The sequence below is a fragment of the Bartonella sp. ML70XJBT genome, from assembly GCF_028618425.1.
GTDB lineage: Bacteria > Pseudomonadota > Alphaproteobacteria > Rhizobiales > Rhizobiaceae > Bartonella.
In genome coordinates, this window is record NZ_JAQISX010000009.1 from 45120 (window position 1) to 67276 (window position 22157).

Annotated in this window: 8 protein-coding genes and 1 tRNA gene; 5 read left to right on the forward strand and 4 right to left on the reverse strand. The window is 37.7% G+C overall.

Going from position 1 to position 22157, the window contains the following annotated elements:
• Positions 1-259 precede the first annotated feature (259 nt).
• The 4 genes from PVV65_RS05050 to PVV65_RS05065 form a co-directional block, all read right to left on the reverse strand.
• Entirely contained in the window at positions 260-3400 is a 3141-nt protein-coding gene (locus PVV65_RS05050; RefSeq protein WP_273789422.1) for an autotransporter outer membrane beta-barrel domain-containing protein, read from the reverse strand.
• A 919-nt stretch (positions 3401-4319) separates the two neighbouring features.
• Positions 4320-7100 (reverse strand): autotransporter outer membrane beta-barrel domain-containing protein, encoded by a 2781-nt coding sequence (locus PVV65_RS05055; RefSeq protein ID WP_273789423.1) that lies wholly within the window; start codon positions 7098-7100, stop codon positions 4320-4322.
• A gap of 1154 nt (positions 7101-8254) precedes the next feature.
• Complete coding sequence (locus tag PVV65_RS05060; RefSeq protein WP_273789424.1) at positions 8255-11551, reverse strand: autotransporter outer membrane beta-barrel domain-containing protein; 3297 nt, start codon at positions 11549-11551, stop codon at positions 8255-8257.
• 689 nt (positions 11552-12240) lie between these two features.
• Positions 12241-17967 (reverse strand): autotransporter outer membrane beta-barrel domain-containing protein, encoded by a 5727-nt coding sequence (locus PVV65_RS05065; RefSeq protein WP_273789425.1) that lies wholly within the window; start codon positions 17965-17967, stop codon positions 12241-12243.
• Between the two features lie 198 nt (positions 17968-18165).
• On the opposite strand from PVV65_RS05065, the gene PVV65_RS05070 reads away from it, so the two are divergent.
• The 5 genes from PVV65_RS05070 (at position 18166) to PVV65_RS05090 (ending at position 22001) form a co-directional block, all read left to right on the forward strand.
• Entirely contained in the window at positions 18166-19116 is a 951-nt protein-coding gene (locus PVV65_RS05070) for a siderophore ABC transporter substrate-binding protein (protein WP_273789426.1), read from the forward strand.
• A gap of 92 nt (positions 19117-19208) precedes the next feature.
• On the forward strand, positions 19209-20165 hold the full coding sequence (locus PVV65_RS05075) for an iron chelate uptake ABC transporter family permease subunit (RefSeq protein ID WP_273789430.1): 957 nt from the start codon (positions 19209-19211) through the stop codon (positions 20163-20165).
• Positions 20166-20232: 67 nt separating this feature from the next.
• On the forward strand, positions 20233-21108 hold the full coding sequence (locus PVV65_RS05080) for an iron chelate uptake ABC transporter family permease subunit (RefSeq protein ID WP_404978391.1): 876 nt from the start codon (positions 20233-20235) through the stop codon (positions 21106-21108).
• Entirely contained in the window at positions 21105-21863 is a 759-nt protein-coding gene (locus PVV65_RS05085; RefSeq protein WP_273789428.1) for an ABC transporter ATP-binding protein, read from the forward strand. The genes PVV65_RS05080 and PVV65_RS05085 overlap by 4 nt, the downstream gene beginning before the upstream one ends.
• A gap of 67 nt (positions 21864-21930) precedes the next feature.
• Positions 21931-22001 (forward strand) — tRNA-Gln (locus PVV65_RS05090).
• The last annotated feature ends 156 nt before the right edge of the window (positions 22002-22157 follow it).

Sequence of the window (22157 nt, forward strand, 5' to 3'; positions counted from 1 at the left end):
AATAGAACAGACGTCCTAAGATCACATAAAGATACATGAGGTTTTAATGCTTCCATCACGATTAGTTCTAAACTTCTCTTACTTCATCTTCATTAAAAATCGAAAAAAAAGACCTAGTTCATCGATAGATTATTACCATTATGTTTTTTAACATAATTCTTTTTGGATTATACGTAAAGTTAAAAATCAGAAAAAAACACAATAAGGTCATTTTTTGTGTCTATAGTTTTCACAAAAGATGCATTAAAGAAAAATAAAATTAAAAATGATAGCTTAGTCCACCAGAGAAATGCATTCCAGAAAAGCCAGATTTGGTAAATTTATGCTTATAAATCAGGTCACTATGAAAAGTGATTTTTGTGGATAATTGCGAATAAACACCAAATCCAGCTTCTAAAGAAGAACCAAAAGAATCAAGTTGGAAAGCATCTTTAAAATACACAAATTGTTTATCATCAAAATTACGAACGAAATGAAACGTACCATATAATGAGAGAACCTGTGCATCTTTCATCAATGTCAGTGTTTTGGTTAAATGCCCGCCAATACGCATCCCCCAATGATCTGGTCTTCGCATATCAATATTAAGGTTATCAATATCACGCGTATTATGAAACTGAAGATTTTGATAAACAAATTGAACCTGTGGTTCAAAAATAAAACATCGACAGCTTATCATAAATGTTTTACCAGCGGTTAAGGAAAAACTTAAGGGCTTGCCTCTCAATGCAGCCGTTTTACCTCGCTCACGTGTAAGAACATTGCCATTAAACAAACCATAAGAGAAGAGACCATCTATATAAAGTCCCGTATTATGCTGCATACTCCCATATGCTGTGATTGTCCATTTATCAAATATACTTTCTTGATGTTGTTTCACCTCTCGAGGACGCAAAGAAAGTTTGCCATAATTTCCCATAATTCCAAAAGATGTCGTACTATATACATTTTCGATTTTCTTGAGTAAAACACCTGCCTCTAGTGCATTATAATCAAGGTCGCCTCCATATCCATATTCCAGTGCAGACAAATTGGAAGCATAACGATGATGTCCCCCGTAACCACGCAAAAATAAAGCTGGATTTTCATTAGTTTTCAACAATCGACGAGAAAAAGTTCGCAGTGTTTGCAACTGCTTATTTTGATAACTGATATCCACCAATCCAGCATGAAATAAGGTATTTGGCACAAGAACATAAGTCAAAACCTGTGGAACAATAGTCCTCACATTTGGCCAAAAGTGAGAAGAAAGCTCAAAAATAGGGGGAGTAACAGAAGGCGGGACAGATGAGCCAGATGCAGGGGGAGAAACAACAGAAGAAGTAGGAGCGACAGAGGGCGGGACAGATAAACCAGATGTTGGCACAACTGGATGAGATGGAGTCATAACTGGAATAACAGGTGCAAGAGAGGAAGGAGGAGAAACAGGAGGAGGATTTGGAACATCCAGCACAAAAACATCAGAAGCATCAGATATAGTTTTAAGATGGGAATCCCTATCAGAAGAATCTACAGAAGAAGAAAGACTTGGCTCCTGAGGCTTTTGCTGAGAATTAGGATCAATAGCCTCCTCTTCACCTCTAGTTATATTAGGATGAGTTTTAGGGAAAGAAGGAACCTCATCAGAAACAGGAGGGTCAATGAAATCAAGAACAGGAAAAACTTCAGTGGGATCAAAAGAGGAAGAATCAACCATTTTACTTTCAAGGCGAAAATCCCAAAATGTTCCAGTGTTTTTAAGCACCCTTTGATTGGAATCAGCCGTTCCTAAAACAGAGCTTGGACCATAACTTTTAAGATGATACTGATAGGGGGAGTCTTCAAGTGTAACATACCCCCCCTTTAACTGAAAAGAATCTTCAGCGGCTTGTCCATAAACCTGAATAATGGAAATTCCCTGATCATTACCACCCTCTCCTGTCAATGCCCCTGGGCTTCCAGGAACCTTATAAACATCAACTGTTGTTTTTCCTTCAAGATCACCATTGATTAAAAGACGATCTGTTTTCTGATCTTCAAGCCTTCCTCCTTTATCTAAATAGGTATTAAGATAAAGATATGCGTCACCGTACGCTTTATAAACAGTCCCTAATCCTTTTCCGATGAGAAGTGTCTGATAACCATCTGTTGTTTTGGATTTGAGTTCCTCAAAAATAAGAGAACTATCCGTAAGTTCGACCGATGAAATAGAAGAATAATTTCCTAACCTAGAACCAGACACATCAGAGCTTTGTAATTGTCCATATTTTGGTCGCGATAAAATCCACTTTGAACCATTTTTTAACACTATCTCAGCTGTAGAACTTTCATCAACATATGCGCTTCCTTGTAAGGTAGAAGCATCAGCTTCAATCTTGATATTGGAATGTTCAACTGCTTTCAGAAGTGAATCGCCAGAAACTTTTGAATTTTGTAGGAGTTTAACAGAACTTTCAAATTCGTGGCTATAAAGAGCCGTACTTTCTGGGGCCATAAAAGTTGTCTGAGTCAACTGGACTGCCCCTTTTCCAGGTATGATTGTTTTTTTATCATTCAAGACAGCTTGCCAAAAAAAGTGCATACCATGAAATGCTTGTCCTCTTACAAAAACATTGGAATGTTTGATATGAGCAGCATTATGATTATTCCCTTGCAAGACAAGGCCATGAGCATTGTTAACATGAACATTTCCCTTCTGAAAATGAATCATACCTTTTCCTTGAAGCATACTAAAAGCAGAACTTTTATGGTGATTGTCTGTATTTGTTGCCTGTTTTCCCTTTCCTGTTATAGAAACTCCCTCTAAATTAAATTCTCCCCCTCCTCCTGTTTGAACGGCAATACCATCCGCAAAGTCAATTTTTCCTCCTTTCATATAGACTTTTGCCCCATTATGACTTAAAAGAGCTATTGCACCAGCAGATGTCTTAATCTCTGTCTTGGTCAAAGAAACAAGCGACTGCTCACTCGAAGCACTGATCCCCATTCTGGTTGCTTTGATCACCCCGTTTTGCATATCAAAAGCGCCATCCTCTTCAATATCGGCTCCTATCGACACATTATTTAACATGGAATTAAATAGAGCAACGCCTCCCCCTTTTGAAGCTTTTACACCTGTTGTCCAAGTGTCTTTTTCAGAGTGTCCATCAGCATTCAAAACACTGTTAATGATTATAGCTTCTCCCTCAATGAGTGTATTTTCTCCTGATGCCTCTAAAGCTGCCTTAGAACTTTCACCCGTGAGTTGATAAGTTTTCCTAGAAATTTCATGTGTTTGACCATCATTACAATGATAAAATGAGGCACTTTCATTACATGAATATTGCTTTTTCTGAGAGGAAACTTCACCGGCATCAGCATTGTGTACAAAGAAAAAAATAACCGTTGTAAAACGACATAAAGAGAGATGATTTTTAAACATAATTTTCTACAAACTTTCTTCCCCTTCTCTAAAAATAAAAAAACACGCGTTCTATTTAATAACGTTAGTTACGCGTGATAATTAAAATACGTTTTGTGTTTTATATATCCACTATGCACTTTATGTAAAGCCATAATTTAAAAATATCACAATTTTAAATTGTATTATTTACAAAAAAACGCGTAAAAATAGAATGAAATCCCCCGCATCCCAAAGCAGTAATCTCAAGAAAATTTGTAAATTGATAAAAAAGGAGAGACATATTGCCTCATAACTTTATGTTTATCGCGTTCTCTAAGAAAATCACAATCATCATATAAAATAGCCCCAAACAGCATATAGATATGTTGCCAATCACATGCTTGTTTTAAAAACACATCTCTCAACACACCGAAGCTCATTTTGCGATAGCGCCCATGAAGAGTATAATATTAAATTCATTAAACATCCCGTTTTTACACTTATGAATAAGTAAACCGAGACCCCCTACTTTATCAATCCTAAAATGTTATAACAGCCCTTGGCTCCTTAAGACAGCTCAGAAGAGACATTTTAACTTCTCTCTTATCCAGTTTTTATTCACACGGCTCTCCCCACTTGTAATGTGTAAACGAATGATTTTTATCGATTCAACATAGAACAGATTTAAAATAAGAGAATCCCACGATATTTTGTGTTTCTCATTCAATAAAAAAACAATCAATTATTATAGATCAGTATCTTGCATAGAAGAAAACAGCATAAAAAGCAAAAATTGAGCCCCATAAAGCCTTATCTCGTTTCTAAAAAGAAACAAATTTTTTCATGCAAAAAAACATTCTTTTAAAAAGCTTATCTTCAAAGTTGCAAACAAAATAATAATAAAAAAACCACAAGCGATACTTGTGGTTTTTTTAAATTAATCCCAAAGGCAATCATTCTAAAAACGATAGCGTAATCCACCAGAAAAACTAATTCCAGAAAAACCACCTTTGCTCAACTTATGCTGATAAACCAAATCACCATGAAGTGCGATTTTTTGAGACAAGTGAGCATTAAGCCCCAATCCTGCCTCTAGAGAAGAACCAAAAGCGCCCAATTGGAAAGAATCTTTAAAACGCACAGATCTTTCTTTACCAAAATCATGAGCAAAATGAATCTTACCATAGAAAGAAACATCACGATCCTTTTCAGGCGCAGCAAGTGTCTTCATCAAACGTCCACCAACACGCACCACCCACTGATCAAGCTTATCCATCTCAATATTAAAATGATCAATATCACGCGCTTCATTAAACTGAAGATATTGATAGACAACTTGCGCTTGTGGATCAAAAACAACACCTTCATATCCTGTGGCAATTTTCTGACCACTTATCAAGGAAACACTTAAAGGATTTCCCTTCAATGTTGCTGTCTTACCCCGTACAGTTGTCACAACATCACCCTGAAACAAACCATAAGATACAAGACCATCAACATAAAATCCTGTATCATGCTGCAGACTACCATAAACTGTAGCAGTCCATTTATCAAATGTACTTTTTTGACTTTGTTCAACATCCAAAGGTTGCAGAGAAAGTTTTCCGTACGATCCCATAACCCCAAAGGATACGGCACTCTCAACATTTTCAATTTTTTGTAACAAAATACCCGCCTCTAGGGCATAGTACCCTAGATCGCCTCCATAACCATATTCGAACGCAGACAAATCTGAAGTATAACGATAACTCCCCCCATAACCACGCAAAAATGAAGCAGGTTTTTCACGAATTTCCAACATTTCACGAAGATGAACACGCTGTACCTCCAACTGCTTATTTTGATTGCTGATATCTATCAAACCAGTATGGAACAAACTATTGGGTAAAATGAGATAAGTTGAAACTTGCGGAACAACCGATCTTACACCACGCCCAGATAGAGAAACAGTTTCAATCTTAGAAAGACTATCTGCTGAAAACGCCGGAACAACACCCGCAGAAGACGCTGGAATAATATCCTCAAAAGAAGCACGTGTAGGAGGAGTTCGTTTAGAAACTCTAGGAGTATCTCTATAATCAGGAGATGTTTGAACATATTCGTTTTCTAAACGAAAATTCCAAAACGCCCCTCCGTTTTGAGCAAATCGCTGTTTAACATGTTCTTCCCTTCCAGTTGCCTTCGGGCCATAAGAACGAAGAACATATTTATAAGGCGCGCCATCCAATGCAACATACTGCCCATTCAATTGAAAAGAGTCAGACCACGCGTTGCCATAAACTTGAATAATTGAAACGCTATGCGCTTTTTCGTTTTTTTCTTCTAAACCTCCAGCAACCCCTTGTATGTTTACTATAGTTTTTCCCTTAACATCACCATGAATGAGGAGCCGATCCGTTACTTGATTGTTACTTGTATCATGAGGATTTAATCGTGCATTCAAATGAATCCAAGCATCACCTGATGCCTGATAAACAACACCACTTCCTTTTCCAATATGAAGTGTTTGATAGGTATGAGCGGTACTGGATTTTGGTTTTTCAAAAACAATAGAGCTGTCAACAAGATGGAGCGATGAAATAAATGAAACATCTCTATAATCAGGGTCTTGTAAATTTTTATGTCTTGGTCGCAACAAAGCCCACTGTGAATTATTTTTCAAGATAAGATCGGCTATAGAACTGTTATCAATCTGAGTTTGACCAACAAGTGCAGAAGCATCAGTGGTAACCTTTATAGAAGAGCCCCCTTCAGCCTTCAGCAACAAATCTCCAAAAAGCTTTGTGTCCTTTAAAGATATCTCAGATTTCCCCAATTTACTGCTGTAAAGAGCTATACTCTCTGGAACGACAAAACGCGTCTTTTTCAAATCAACACGTGCTTTTGCTCCCTGCCCTTCTGATGCTTCCTGCCCTTCAAAGTGCATACCATGAAATGCATTTCCTTTTACTGTGATATTGGAATCTCCAATATCAATCTGAGAACCTTTATTTGCCAGAAATAAAAGCCCATGGGCATCACTCACATCAACAGAACCTTTCACAAACTGAACATAACCATTTCCAGATATATGAAAAGCAGCGTTATCACCCTGATAATCCGTATTTTGTCCTTGTCCCCCTTTGCTAGGACCACCCTTACCGCTCATAGAGACACCCTCTAAAATAAATTTCCCTTTTTCTCCTGCTTTAACCCCAATGCCCCCGAAACTCACTTGAGTATTTGTTAAATGAACTGAACTTTGAAATTTCCCTTCTGCCAAAGCCCCCACTTTAATTGCATCAATCGATCCACCAGATATTGCAATGGAGGCACCTTGAGATTCAACCCCCACTAAAACCCCACTCAACGTGGAATCGGACAGAGAGACGTGCGCCTTTTCTGAAGCCTTTACGCCATATTTCCAAAATTTCTTTTCCGAGTTATTCTTTTCATCCCCAATACCCTTAACAGTTATATTCTTTCCACGAAGAGATGTATTAGCCTTAGACGCCTCTATAGCTCCATGAACACCATGAGCATTTTGATCTGTGAGCGAATAAACTTTATTATTAATTTCATGCGCTTCACCATCATCACACTGATAAAATGCTGCATTTTGATCGCATGAAGACTGCTTTTTCCCAGAGAGAACTTGAGATTCAGCATTGCGCGCAAAACCATCAATAGGATGTGTCAAAAAAAGAAGTGCTGTCGTGAAAGTAAATAAGGAGAAACGATTTTTTAAGAGATCAGCCATAATTCCACCACAATTTTTCCCCCCTTACTTATAGAAAATACATAACGTATTAAAAACTTAACCAAAAGAAAATTTAATACGTTTTGATTTGATATATGGAGTTTATTAGTATTTTTTGTGTTTTATGTAAATATGAAATTAGAAAAGAACTAAAAAATACAATCTAGCTCTGTCATTTTTACAAAAAAATTATAAAATAGAGCTGAAAAACAAAACAAACATCATCTCTAAAGCTGCTTTCTGCAAAAATGGTTTTAATCGGTTTGCATACATTAGATGCTTCCCTTTAAATGTTGCCTAATCATCACCAAAGCAAATATAATCAACATCTTTACGATAAATATTCTATTAAGAGGATAAGCATTCTGTAAGCAGAAAAAACCATATGTCCAAATTAGGAAATAAAAAGAGCACACACGTCTGTTTCTAGATAATCTTCATGGAAAGAAAGCCTAATTTAGAATAGGAATGTATAAAAATCAAAATCAACTCCTATCCTTACCGTCTCTTTCAACACAACTTTACAACATTCAAAAGCATCCAAACTCCTAATCTTAAAAAAATGAAGATTCCAGATGACTTCATTCTGTCATTTATCGTATTCCTTTTAAGACAACACATTTCATAAAAAACAATATTATGTTTCTTATTCACCAATTTTCTCAAATATATCTCTCATTTCTTCCACCCCCATTTCACAACGGCAGAAAAAATATAAAGCTGATTGAATACAACCTCTTTACCCTTGAAGTGTATCCTTTACCAACTTTAATGGTATCACTTCTTTCCTCTTAATAGAATTTACAAAACGATATTGACGTCTTTTCTTCAATGATTGTTTATCCACTTATCCATCCTCTCCATGCAAACGAAAGCTTTTTTATGAATTCAAGAACATTGAAAATATTTTTATCAATCAGCATATTATAAATAATATGAAAGAAGTTCTGAAATACGCGTTTTGAAACGATAACGTGCAATTTTTTAAGAAAAATAAAAGAAATCCAGCCCTAAAACATATTAAAGAGATGTAAAACTCATACTCTATAAAAGGCTATAACAACAAAATTAATAGAAAATAAAAAGCCACAAGTCATGATTGTGGCTTTTTCAAAGATTAAACATTCAAAGGTTAAACAAAATCAAGAACAACACTAGAAATGATAACGCAGTCCACCCGAAAAACTCGTTCCAGAAAAACCAGCTTTTGTGAGCTTGTGCTGATAAACCAAATCACCATGAAGCGCAAAATTTTGAGATAATTGGGCATTAAAACCTAATCCAGTTTCTAATGAAGAACCAAAAGCACCTAGCTGAAAAGGATCTTTAAAGTGCACAAATTGTTTTCCTTCAAAACCATGAGAAAGATGAATCTTGCCATAGAAAGAAATAACTTGAGACTCATCAGTGGCAACCAGCATCTTTGTTAAACGCCCACCAACACGTCCTACCCACTGATGAAGCTTTCCTAATTCAATATCAAAGCTGTCTACATCACGCACTTTATTAAATTGAAGATATTGATAAACAACCTGAACTTGTGGATCAAAAACAAAACCGTCTTCTCCTACCGTAAATGTTTTACCAGCTGTCAATGAAGCACTTAAAGGATTTCCCTTTAATGTTGCTGTTTTGCCTCGTGCTGTTGTTAGAACATCCCCCTTAAACAAACCATAAGACACAAGGCCATCAACGTAAAAACCTGTATCATGCTGCACACCGCCATATGCTGCAACTGACCATTTATTAAATGTGCTTTTTTGACTCTGTTCAACATTCAAAGGTTGCAAAGAAAATCTCTCGTAAGACCCGATAATTCCAAAAGAAGTGGTCCCATACATATTTTCAATTGCTTTTAGTAAAACACCGGCCTCTACAGCATTATAATCAAGCTCACCGCCATAACCATATTCAAGCGCAGAAAGATTTGAAGTATAACGATGATTGCCACCATAACCGCGCACAAAAAAGAGAGGTTTTTCGCGATTTTCTAACAAACCGCCAGAAGCAATTCGCAAAGCTTCTAATCGCTGATTTTGATTGCTAACATTCATCAAACCAAGATGACGTAAGGCATTAGGCAAAAGGAGATAAGTCGGAACCTGCGGAACAACAGCCTTAACGCCCGGCTTAGGACGAGGATGAGGCTCCGGAGCCGGTCCTGGGGGAGGCGTTGGAGCAGGAGGAGGTGTTGGACGAGGATCTGGTTGAGGTTTTACATCAGAATCTATCGATTGGCTTTCAAGACGGAAATCCCAAAACTCTCCATTCCCTTCAACTAATCTTTGATTTGCACTTGCTTTTCCTAAAAGAGACCCTGGGCCATAACTATAAAGCTTATACTGATAAGGTAATTCGCCTAACGCTACATACCCCCCTTCCAATTGAAAAGAATCTTGCTTTGCTTCTCCAGAAACCTGAATGACTGAAATACCTTCCTCATTCCCCCCCTTTCCCGTATATCCTCCTGGACTTCCTGCAACAGCATGCACACGGAGCATTGTTTTTCCCGAAACATCACCATGAATTAAAACACGATCCGTCTTTTGCTGACCAAGATCCCCCCCCTTATCCAGATAGCTATGAAGAAAAATAGAGGCACCGTCCCGTGCTTTATAAACTTCACCCTTTCCCTTTCCAATACGAAGGGTTTGATAATCATTAACAGAAGAAGATTCTTGTCTTTTAAAATGAATAGAGCTCTTGCCCATAAGACTGACGAGAGAAATAGAAGAGTTACTTGCATCCTCCTGTTGATCTCTCTGCAGCTTTTGTGGTAGAATCCACGTAGAGTCTCCCAAATAAAGTTCGGCATTAGAATCTTTATCAACGTGAGCACGACCTCCAAGAGTAGAACCATCAGCTAAAACCGTTATAGAAGCCCCTTTCTCAGCTTTTAATAAAAAATTTTCAGAACGAAGCGTGCTTTTCATCAAACTCACTGCACCAGAAATAACATTTTCACCATAAAGAGCCGTATCGTCTAAAACAGAAAACTCTGTTGTATCAAAATTAACAACTTCTAATCGTGGTGGTGCTTTTTCATCCTCTAATGAAGTCTCTTCCTTTTTATCCCTACCTTCGCTCCATGGTTTTTCTCCCTGAAAATAGATACCATAAGATCCTTCACCCTTTACGGTAACAGAGGAAGACTTAAAATTAGCCTCAGTTACATAAAAGTTATTCGATAAATCCCCAACAGCGTCTTCGGTATCAGATTCTTCTTCAGATCGTTCTGGTGCAGAATATAAAGGCTTGAGTGAATTTTTTAACAATATACCATGCACACCCTCAGCTTTAATATTCCCCCCTTTAAACTCAACCCCTCCCCCTTCATCCATTAAAAAGACCGCATGGTTTTTGCCTTTTTTCCCCTTTCCAGTAACAGTAACACCATCAAGAAAGACCTTCCCCCCTAACATTGCCGAAACACCGTGACTGTCCACAAAGTTAATCTTACCACCTTCAACCCCGATCTCAGCCCCACTATAACTTAAGAGGCTTGTTGGTCCACCACTCGTGTTAATGTTTGTATTCTCTAAAATAACCAATGAATTTCCTATAGCTTCAACAGCCCTATCACTTTCCTCTATACGCCCTTGTTTGACCTCAATAATGCCGTCGTTCGCAAAAAGAGCTAACTTTGTATTTCGAAGCGTAGGGTTTATCAAAACAATCTTTCCATTATCTGATACAGCGACCCCACGCAAAAAAGATCGACCAAGAACGTCACTGCTAACCGTTACATTTTCTCCCTCAACTCTAGTTCCTCTCTGCTTTACCGTTATAGCCGTTGGATCAGCAGGATAGTTTGAAGCATTTTCATTCGTAATCTTATAAGATTTATTATCAATCCTAGCTTCGCCACAGTTATCGCATATATAATACAACCCACTATAGTAATAAAACCCAGGATTTACACCTCTTTTATCAGAGTCTGCATCTCTAACAGAGTTATCTATATTTTCCTGTCGTCCATTCTCTCCATCCACGCCACTCAACTCACGATAATCACTCCCGCCACGAATACCATCATCGTTATTGCCAATATTAATCTTATTAGGAGGAGAATAATTATCTCCACTCTGTCCCTTAAGAGGAGGCTTATGCACATTACTTCCACTAAGATGACCACTATAGCCTCCCTTCCCACTGATAACATTATCATTAGGAAGAGCACTGATAGGGGAGGAGGGCTCAACACTACTTATATGAGGAGGCATAATAGGATGCCCCTCAACACTACTGATAAGATAGTTTCTGTTTGAAATGGGCGAAACAATTGGGAGGACATAAATATCAGCCCCGATATCGCTAACGCTAAGACCATAAGAAGACCGATTAAGACGCTCCTCTGCACTTGCATAAACCACTCCTCCATTTTGGAGTAAAGAAAGGATAGCTGTTGTACAAGCACATAAACATACATGATTTCTAAACACTTTAATCATAGTTCCCTCGAAACTTTCCTTCCCCTCTCATTAAAAATAAAAGCACTCACAAAACATCCACCTGCACCACCTCAACATACAAAAGGTGTACAAAAGACATCTCCCTCATGCTCATTTGAATTGTGTAATAAATTATCCCTATAAACTTGGCAGAAGCTCTAGGCACAAAACCATCTAAAAGAGAATAATTACAAAACACAATTTATAGGTGTATAATGCATTCTGTATTTCGTGTAAAGAAAAAATAAAATCAGTACGTGTAATTAATTAAAGGCACAATTTATCATTGTATGATTTTAAAAATTACTCCACAACAAAATGAATGAAAAAATGATTTAAATCAGTGAAAAAAGCGCTCAAAAATGAGCTTTAAAAAGCATCAAATATTATATTAGATAATATCAAATACAGAACTTAAAAAGATAACATAACACAGACTGGGCTCCTGAATATTTTAAAAGCCCATACAAGTGTGTTACTCTATCGCATCATCATCAGCAAAAATGTTAAGAAAATTTGCTTTAGCGTAGAAAAAAGCGCTCGTGCGCACAATAAGCGTTGTCTTTTCTATTCACATTAAATTCATATTAAAAAGACCAGAATCTTTTAAGAACAATACAAATTGTTATAAAGAAAAAAGGCAACACATTGTGCTGCCTTTTTTAAAAAAGTACATCCTATACCTTATATTAGAACTGATAACGCACGCCTCCGGAGAAACTTGCTCCAGAAAAACCAGCCTTATTAAGCTTATGTTGATAAAGAATATCAGCATGCAGAGAGAACTGTGGCAATAGTTTGGCATTAAATCCTACCCCAGCCTCTAGTGAAGAACCAAACGCCCCTAACTTGAAAGAATCACTGAAATTCACAGACTGTTTTTCTCCAAAACCATGAGCAAGATAAAGCTTACCATAGAAAGCAACAGCTTTCACGCCTTCAGAACCTGTAGGATTCTTAGTTAAGCGTCCACCAACACGCGCCACCCATTGATCAAGGTTACCCATTTCAATATTAAAATTATCAATATCGCGGGCCTTATTAAATTGGAGATGTTGATAGACAACCTGAACCTGCGGATCAAAGACAAAGCCTTTATACCCTGTCGCAATTGTCTGACCACCGATCAAAGAAACATTCAAAGGATTACCTTTCAATGTTGCTGTCTTACCCCGTGCACGAGTGAGAACATCACCTTTGAACAGACCATAAGATAAAAGACCATCGACATAGAAGCCCACATTATGCTGCATGCTGCCATATACCGTAGCAGTCCATTTATCAAATGCACTCTTTTGACTTTGCTCAATATTTAAAGGCTGCAGAGAAAGTTTTCCATAGGTTCCCATAGCCCCAAAGGATAAAGCAATATCAGTATTTTCAATAGTTTTCAGCAGCACACCGGCCTCTACACCACGATAGTCAAGATCACCGTCATAACCATATTCAAGTGCAGATAAATCTGAAGCATAACGGTAACTTCCACCATAGCCGCGTAAATATAAAGCAGGATTTTCACGAACCTCTACCATTCCTGTAGAAGTCATCCGCAAAGTCTCCAACTGCTTGTTTTGATTGTTAATATCCATCAAACCAGTATGGAATACGCTATTAGGCAAGACGAGATAAGTTGGCACCTGTGGAACAACAGACCTTACAAATTGTTCTGGAAGAACAGAACCAACCTTAGAAACAGCAGACTTAACATACTGATTTTCTAAACGGAAGTTCCAAAACGCTCCACCATCCTTAACAAATTTTTGCTGAACATGCTTCTGTTCCGAAGTCGCTTCTGGACCATAACCGCGAAGAGTGTATTTGTAAGGTGAATTCTGCAATGCAACATAATCGCCATTGAGTTGGAAAGAATCCTTTTCTGCGTTTCCGTAAACCTGAATAATAGAAACACTGTGAGCAATCTTAGCATTTGCTTGACCATTTCCTAGATTACCCGCATCACCTCGTACATTTATTTTTGTTTTTCCAGAAACATTACCATGAATAACAAGTTGATCTGTTACTTGCTGACCACTTGAATCATGAGGATTTAAACGTGCATTGAGATGAATTACAGCATCACCCTGCGCCTCATAAACTGTGCCTTTCCCGTTTCCAATATGGAGAGTCTGATATTTCCCTCCAGATTCGGAAAGTTCAAAATCAATAGCACTATTTACAAGCCTCACAGAAGAAACACACGAATCCACACATTTAGAATCTGAAGTCCCCAAGTTCTTCTGTGTAGCTTTTTTGAGAATCCACTCTGATCCTTTGATCAAATCCAATTTTGCATAAGAACTTTTATCAACACGGACACCGCCTGTAACAATAGAATTATCGATTAAAACGGATATGTTAGACTCATTCTCAGCCTTCAATAATAAATCACCAGCAAATGTTGTTTTATTTTCTAATGACACATGACCAGCAGACTTATTACCATAGATTGCTATACCCTTTGAAACTTCAAAATTAGTTCTTTTCAGCGAGACTTCTCCACTTACAGGTATTCTCTCCCGCTGCGATAAAGCATTCCTTTTAACCACATAGATTTCCCCAGCAGAACTTTCTTTTTTAGGACTCTGCCCAAGATTCTGGTTCCCTACTGAGAGGTCTAAAACAGATTCTCTTAGATTTTCATTTTGATCATGTTCATCCACTATCTGCTTTGTGATCCCATCAAAATATATACCATATCTTCCATCACCTTCCACTTTAACAGTAGAAGACTCGATATTCGCACGATTTGTAGATGTAGAATGAGTGCGATTTATAGATGCAGATGAGGAAATATCAGAGGATCTCTTTCTCCTAGAGAAAACCGTCTCAACAACATCACCATTATCCATAATCCACAAACCATTGGCATCAGTAACAACATTACCATTCGTAAATTCAACAGAAGCATTATCATTCAATAGGAAAGCTGCACGCCCAGACGTTTCTACAGAATCCGACTCTGTTTTTTTTGCAGTAATATTAACGTTGTCTAATGTAATACGTCCTCCCGCTTCTGATCTTACTGCCACTCCATCTGTGAGACTAATCGATCCAGACTTCATGGTTACCTGACCAGCCTGACTCACCAAACCAGCTGTAGCCAAATCCCCCGTCACGTTAATTGTCGTATCCTTTAAAATAATAGATGATCCAGGACCAGCAAGAGCCCCCACATAACGAGCATTAACCATTCCACTAATCATCTCGACTGCTCCACCACGTTGCGCTTCAATCCCAATCATAGAAGACTGAATTGTTGAGTTTTTTTCCAAAACGACTTCTGCACCATCTTCTGCAAACACAGTACTCACAGCCAGTAATTTAGTAAGATCAATATTGCTTTCGTTATCACCCATCCCCATAATTATAGCATTCTCTAACTTAATAATTGTATTCTCATTCTGTGCATGCATAGAATGCTGATCTTTATCATTCGCTTTCAGTGTAAAGTTTTTTATTATATGTGTCTGACCATCACTGCATGCATAAGGAGCTTGCTCCATAGCATCACTCTCTTCACCATTATTCTGTATATTATTACACTGAGAAGAAACACCTCCAGCACCAGAACGACCCAATATAAGAACACGCCCAACAGGTCCACTAGGTTTTCCAGAAACCTCAATCGTTTTAGAAGCAGCCGCAGATCTTATAGGGGCAGGTTTTTCATGTACAATATTAGAAATAGAAGGCTCAGACGTTACAGAAATCCCACCTGTAGATATATCGCCTGTATCAGATCTCAAAAGTGAAACACTTGGAGAAGAAACTACAGCTTCAGATCCTCCAGGCACAGAAGATATCACCAGATCACCATTTTCTCTTTCACGAGCATCAGTGACAGTACTAGAAACACGAGGAACAACAACATATTGATTTTCTAAACGAAAATCCCAAACATTTTCACTATTCTCAATTAATTTCTTATCAAAAGGTCGCATTTCCGAAGAAGAAATGGTTGGACCATAAGCACGAAGAATATACTTATAAGGTGATCCTTTTCGTGTAATATAATCACCTTCTAGCTTAAAAGAATCCGCCTCTGCTTGTCCAAAGACCTGAATAATTGAAATACTATGAGGTTTATTCTGATCTTGTGATGTTCCTTCTGAAGTATCTTTTACACGCACTATCGTTTTTCCAAAAACATCACCATGAATCAAAAGCCTGTCAGACATTTGATCACTCTCCGAATCATTAGGAACTAAACGCGCATTAAAGTGAATATAAGAATCTCCAGAAGCAACGTAAACTGTACCACTGCCATCTCCAACGCGAAGCGTTTGATAACCTCTATCTTCACCTTCGGATCGGAGAAATGCAATAACACTATTTCTGAGATCTATAGACGAGACACATGAATCCATACAATTCGTATCCGAAGACTCATTACTATACTTACTTTTTGCTAAATGCCACTCTGAAAAAGATAAAAGAAGATCTGCACTCGCATTTCCATCAATGCGTGCAGGACCTACAATACTAGATTCATGAGCAAAAACCGACAAACTAGAAGAACCTGTAGCGCGCAACAATAAATCACCAGAAACTACTGTGTCTTTCCCTAAAACAACACTCCCCCTCAAATCTTCACCATAAATGGCAACACTATCTGGTACTTTTAAGACAGAACGTCTTAAAAGAACCATATGTACCCCATCATCCTCCGGAAAAGATTCTTGGTTCTCTACAGCACCTACAGTTGATTCTGCAACAGGACTACTTCTTCTAATTCTAACACTTGAATCTTCGTCTTCTTCATTTTGATCTTTATTTGTTTCTAAGCTGCCTTCTTCCAATTCCGATTTACCAAAATATATACCATAAGAGCCTTTACCTTTCACTGTAATAGTTGAATAGTTGACAGCAGCACTAATATTGACATCTCCATCAGCGACAATATGATCAACAAATTCAGTAAAACTATCACTAACCCTAATAAAACCATCATTAAAATAGTTAATAACACCAAAGAGACCATTCTCAACACCAGAGTTATTGTTAACCCATAGAGCAATGGCATTAGAACCGTTAAAGGTCACACGATTAGAAGAAACAAAACCATCTTCCAATAAAAAGACAACACTTGGATCCAATACACTAGAAGCAGCCGCATCATTTGAAGGCATTTCTTCTGATGAAGTCGCTTCATCTCCCTTTTTATCAGCAATGTTAATCTTAACATTGTCTAGTTTTACAAATCCCTCATCTTCCGCTAAAATTCCCACCCCGCCTCTTGCAAAAGTAATTGATCCAGATTTCATTGTTATTTGAGATCTACCAGAACTACGTAAACCAACTACATCCAGAGGTACTACTTCATTAACGACTTCCACATCAATATCTGTTCCCTCTAAAAAAATAGACGATTCAAAACTAGCTGTAGCACCGAAAAAAGTTTTTTTGATGCTTCCCCCTTTCATATGAATATTTCCTTTGTACCCTGCTTCAAGACCAGCAGCAAAATTCTCGATATTTGACTTCAGTAATTCAACCTTTGCACCTGCTAACGAAAATACAGCACTCCCAAACCCCATAACAGCAGCTCGAGCGTTAAAGCTTTTAGGATCTACACCAACGATAGATACATTTTCTACCTTTACACTTGTCGCTTTAGCAATATCTACAGTTTTGGAAAAAGGCTCCTCTACAGCACGAGAACGTGAAGAATTAGCAACACCTACAACTCGAGTCCCTCCTCCTTCTACAGGAGAACGCGAAGGGCTAGTAACAGTTCTGGCAGTTCTGGCAGTTCTAGCAGTGCTGATGGTGCTGGAACCTGCACCACTCGTTACAGCGCCAGAACGCGAACCATCCGCACTATCTATAACAAGACGCCCCGCTGCAAACACAGCATTATCACCATACTTTTTTACACGAATCTTACCTCCTTTTATTGTATGTTCTTCACCGTCTACACATATAATTGACTCACGCTCGGAATCATCAGAACCATTTGTACACATATACGTACCTTTTTTAGGGAAAAGCGCAAAAAGAGGTATTCGTGATCCAGGAAGTCCTTTTATAGAAACATGCGCTCTAGGCAATGAAGCCTTTGCTTCTGATGAAGGTTCTATTAATACTTCTAAATTTTCCAATGCTGAAGCTAGCCCTACCATTAGAGATCCTGGCATTGCAACTACGGAATCAGAGAGTGAAGCTATACCGTCAGAAATTGTGTTAGCGACAGATGTTTTAACTGAATCCACTGCAAGTGAGACTACCTTTTCAGTGATTGCGTTAGAGATAGATGTTGTAACTGAACTAGGGACAAATGATGCAAATCCAGATAATATAGGTGTGCTAAACGGAAACCAATTATTCCCCACAGAAGAATCAACACCTTGTAAAAAAAAGAAAGCACTTGTTGTCAGTGCGTACAAACGTGTACGCTTTTTAAAAACATTGATCATATGTTAAACTTTCTAAATAATGTTGCAAAAACACTAGAATTAAGTGAAAATGAGGTAAGTGAACGATTTGTAACATATGTTAGTCAACTTTACAACATAGTGTTATTTATAAGTACTTCATTTTGTGCGTAAAAATGCCTAAGTTAAGTTTTTAAGTGCACAAACCCTTGTAATATCAGATAAAAGGATAAAATCACGATGATAAAACATATGAAATGCGTGACCTCTGTCTTATTGGTTGCAATGAGCTTTGCAACAGTTTTATGGACACAGGCGAGTATCGCAAATACGAATACTCAAACAAATATAACGATTAATCATGTTTCAGGCACAACTTCTGTTCCCTCTTCTCCGCAAAAAGTTATTGTGTTTGATCTTGCATCTCTTGATAATATGAATCGCCTTGGCATCAAAGCGGTTATTGGTATTCCTGAAGGAAAAAAACCATCTTATCTGCAACAGTTTAATGATGAAAAATATGAAAAAATAGGCACTCTTTTTGAACCGGATTATGAGAAAATTGCCACTCTTCGTCCTGATTTGATTATTATTTCTTCTCGAACTCAAGCTAAATATAACGACTTATCCAAAATTGCTCCAACCATTGATTTAACAGTAGGAAATGAAAACTCTCTTGAAGATATTAAACAGAATGTGTCTATCCTTGGGAAAATTTTTGGCAAAGAACAGGAAGCAAAAAAGGAAATTGCAAAACTCAATGAAACTTTAGCTGAAGTCCGCAAAAATACCCAAGGAAAAGGCACAGGGCTCGTCCTCATGACCTCTGGTGGAAAAATCAGTGCTTTGGGACCAAAATCACGTTTCGATATTTTCCATTCCGCTTTTGGAATTGCTCCTGCAACCGATAAGCTCACCGTACAAAAACATGGGCAGCTCATTTCCCCAGAGTTTATTCTTGAGACAAATCCTGATTGGTTGTTGGTAATTGATCGGGATGCGGCAATTGGACGTGAAGGACTATCCGCAGCACAACTGCTCAACAATGAGCTTGTACACCGCACAACAGCAAGTAAACAAAACCAAATTATTTATTTGGACTCTTGGAGTTGGTATCGTGCAAGTGGTGGTTTAACAGGACTCCTTGAAACTGCTAAGCAGATCAATGAAGCATTTACAAAGAGCAAATAAAGCTTGCTTGCGATATGAATAAAATTTAAAAACAGAGGTTGTTTATGAAGCAACCTTTGTTTTTGTTAAGTTTTGTGAGAAAATAGTTGAACGTGAAGAATTATTGGATAACCATAACGCTTCTAATTTTCTTGTCTATCCTCAGCATTTTTGTTGGTTATTCTGATGTTACACCTTCTGATCTCTTTGCAGCCGATCCCCATGCGTGGCTTATTTTTTGGCAAACGCGTCTTCCTCGTACTATTGCAATCCTTTTAGTAGGCGCATCGCTTGCACTTTCAGGCATGATTATGCAACTATTAACACGTAATCGCTTTGTCGAACCATCAACTGCTGGAACCGTTGAATCTGCTTCCCTTGGCATTCTTTTTATTATGATTTTTCTGCCCGATATTCCTGTTTTAGGAAAAATGATTGTTGCGACACTTTTTGCCATGATGGGTACTTTACTTTTTATGTTTTTATTGCGCCGCATTCCTCTAAAATCAGCTCTCATTATACCCCTTACAGGGATTATGCTAAGCTATATTATAGGCTCTTTAACCAATACCATTGCAGATTATGAAATGCTCCTTCCTTCTCTTCAAGCTTACTTATTTGGTAGTTTTGCCATGATTCTTGAAGGGAAATATGAACTTTTATGGCTCTCCCTTCCCCTTTGTCTTCTAGCCTATTGTACAGCTGATCGCTTTACAGTTGCAAGCTTAGGAGAAGATTTAACCAATAACCTTGGGTTAAATTATCGCGTTGTCATGTTTTTTGGTCTTTTTGTTGTCGCTTCAATCACTGCTGTTGTTGTCTGTACCGTCGGCCGTATTCCTTTTGTTGGGTTGATTATTCCAAATATTGTTTCAAGTTTCATGGGAGATAATATGCGCTATACCGCTCCTTGGGTAGCCATCAGCGGTGCAGGATTGGTCTTAATTTGTGATCTTTTAGGACGAATTATTCATCCATCTCTTGAAATTCCCATCAGCACTATAATGGGCGTAATCGGTAGTTTTATTTTTATGATACTGCTTTTACGCTGGAGAAAGCGTCTTGGATAGAAGAAAAAAAACAATATGTGTACTTATAACGCTTATCATCATAGCATGTAGTGTCATAAGTCTTTACATGACGTGGAATATTAATATTTATACGTGGAAATTCCGTCTTACAAAACTTTCCTCTCTGCTTCTTATTGCCTACGCAATAAGCGTTTCTACGGTTTTATTTCAAACAATCGTTAATAACCGGCTTCTTACCCCTTCAATCATGGGATTTGATCAGCTTTATATTTTAATAAAGGCTATCCTTATATATTTTGTCGGCTCTCTTTCTTTACCTTTTTTGAATGAAGAAGGACAGCTTATTCTCGAATCACTCATTCTCATTCTTTTTTCCATAAGTATTTTTCGCTGGCTCTTTTCAGGAAGCTTAAAAGGACTTCACTTAACGCTCTTGATGGGTGTTATTTTAGGCAGCTTTTTTTTCAGTTTACGAATGTTTATGCAATTGCAACTCAATCCAGACCAAATGATGAATTTAACGGATATTATGTTTGCAAATTTTAATAAATTTAATACGTCGCTCATAAGCTTTGCCTCAGCAATTATTTTCATTTTAAGTTTAATTGGGTGGCGCTCACATCATCTTTTTGATATTTTAGCTTTAGGACGTGAAAATGCTCTCAATCTTGGCATTAATTACCACAAAAGTGCAACAGCTATTCTTATTTTTGTTTCCATTCTCGTCTCTATTTCCACCGCACTAGTAGGCCCCGTCACCTTTTTTGGATTGTTAGTTGCCAACCTTTCCTATGAACTTTCTCCTCAAGCAAAACACAGTGTTGTTATACCGATTGCAATATTATTAGCGATTATTTGTTTGGTGGGCGGACAATTCATTTTAGAACAAATTTTTCACATAGCAGGACGTTTAAGTTTTATCATTGAATTTTGTGGAGGGATTTTTTTCTTAACGTTACTGATGAAGGGAAAAGTAAAATGATTGAGATCAATCATCTTTCCAAGGCTTATGGAACACAATTGATTATCGATAATTTACGTCTTCATCTTCCCAAAGGGGGAATTATTTCTCTTATTGGGCCTAATGGTTCAGGAAAATCAACTCTTTTGATGTTGATAAGGCGTCTTTTACCACACGACGAAGGCACAATTAATATCGACGGTTTTGATATTGATAAAATGCCCTATGATATTTTGGCTCAAAAGCTCTCAATTTTACGTCAAGACAATCCTTTATCCTTCCGTTTAACCGTGTACGATTTAGTGAGTTTCGGTCGCTATCCTTATTCAAAAGGCTGGTATACGCATGAAGATAAACAATTTATCGACAGTGCATTACGCTATCTGGGTTTACAAGATTTAAAAGACCGTTTTTTAGATGAGCTTTCTGGGGGGCAGCGTCAGCGAGCTTTTATCGCCATGGTTATCTGTCAAGATACCGATTATCTTCTCTTAGATGAACCATTAAACAATCTGGATATGAAACATGCCGTTTCTATGATGAAGCAGCTACGCCGCACAGCCGATGAACTCAAAAAAACTATTCTTATTGTAATGCATGATATTAATTTTGCCTCCTCTTATTCAGATATGATTGTAGCATTAAAAAATGGGAAAGCGGCCTATTGTGGGACTCCAAAAAAAATCATGCAACCAGAAATTCTTAAAGATATTTACGATGTAGATGTTCAGATCAAAACAATCAATGACATACCTGTTGCCTTTTATTATCGATAATCGGAAAGTTTCTCTTTTGTCCTTGCTTACACTCTAAAATCTGATAAAAATGGCAATATTGGCTTATTGGGGAATAGTTTAATGGTAGAACAGCGGACTCTGACTCCGTCAATCTTGGTTCGAATCCAAGTTCCCCAGCTGTAGCTTGTCGGCTGTAGCTGTAGCTTTGTAGCTTGCCAGCAGGTTTTGTATATTTTGACACCAGGTTTTGTACCAATTTATTTTTTTTCACATGATTTTTAAGGGGGTCTCAAAGGGTCTTTAAAGGCCTTTCAAAGGGTATTTAAAGACCCT

What these genes read in the sequence shown, in the direction of transcription:
- PVV65_RS05050 (WP_273789422.1), bottom strand. Translation starts at nt 3,400, where the DNA reads ATGTTTAAAAATCATCTCTCTTTATGTCGTTTTACAACGGTTATTTTT.
- PVV65_RS05080 (WP_404978391.1), top strand. Translation starts at nt 20,233, where the DNA reads ATGACGTGGAATATTAATATTTATACGTGGAAATTCCGTCTTACAAAA.
- PVV65_RS05060 (WP_273789424.1), bottom strand. Translation starts at nt 11,551, where the DNA reads ATGATTAAAGTGTTTAGAAATCATGTATGTTTATGTGCTTGTACAACA.
- PVV65_RS05065 (WP_273789425.1), bottom strand. Translation starts at nt 17,967, where the DNA reads ATGATCAATGTTTTTAAAAAGCGTACACGTTTGTACGCACTGACAACA.
- PVV65_RS05085 (WP_273789428.1), top strand. Translation starts at nt 21,105, where the DNA reads ATGATTGAGATCAATCATCTTTCCAAGGCTTATGGAACACAATTGATT.
- PVV65_RS05055 (WP_273789423.1), bottom strand. Translation starts at nt 7,100, where the DNA reads ATGGCTGATCTCTTAAAAAATCGTTTCTCCTTATTTACTTTCACGACA.
- PVV65_RS05070 (WP_273789426.1), top strand. Translation starts at nt 18,166, where the DNA reads ATGATAAAACATATGAAATGCGTGACCTCTGTCTTATTGGTTGCAATG.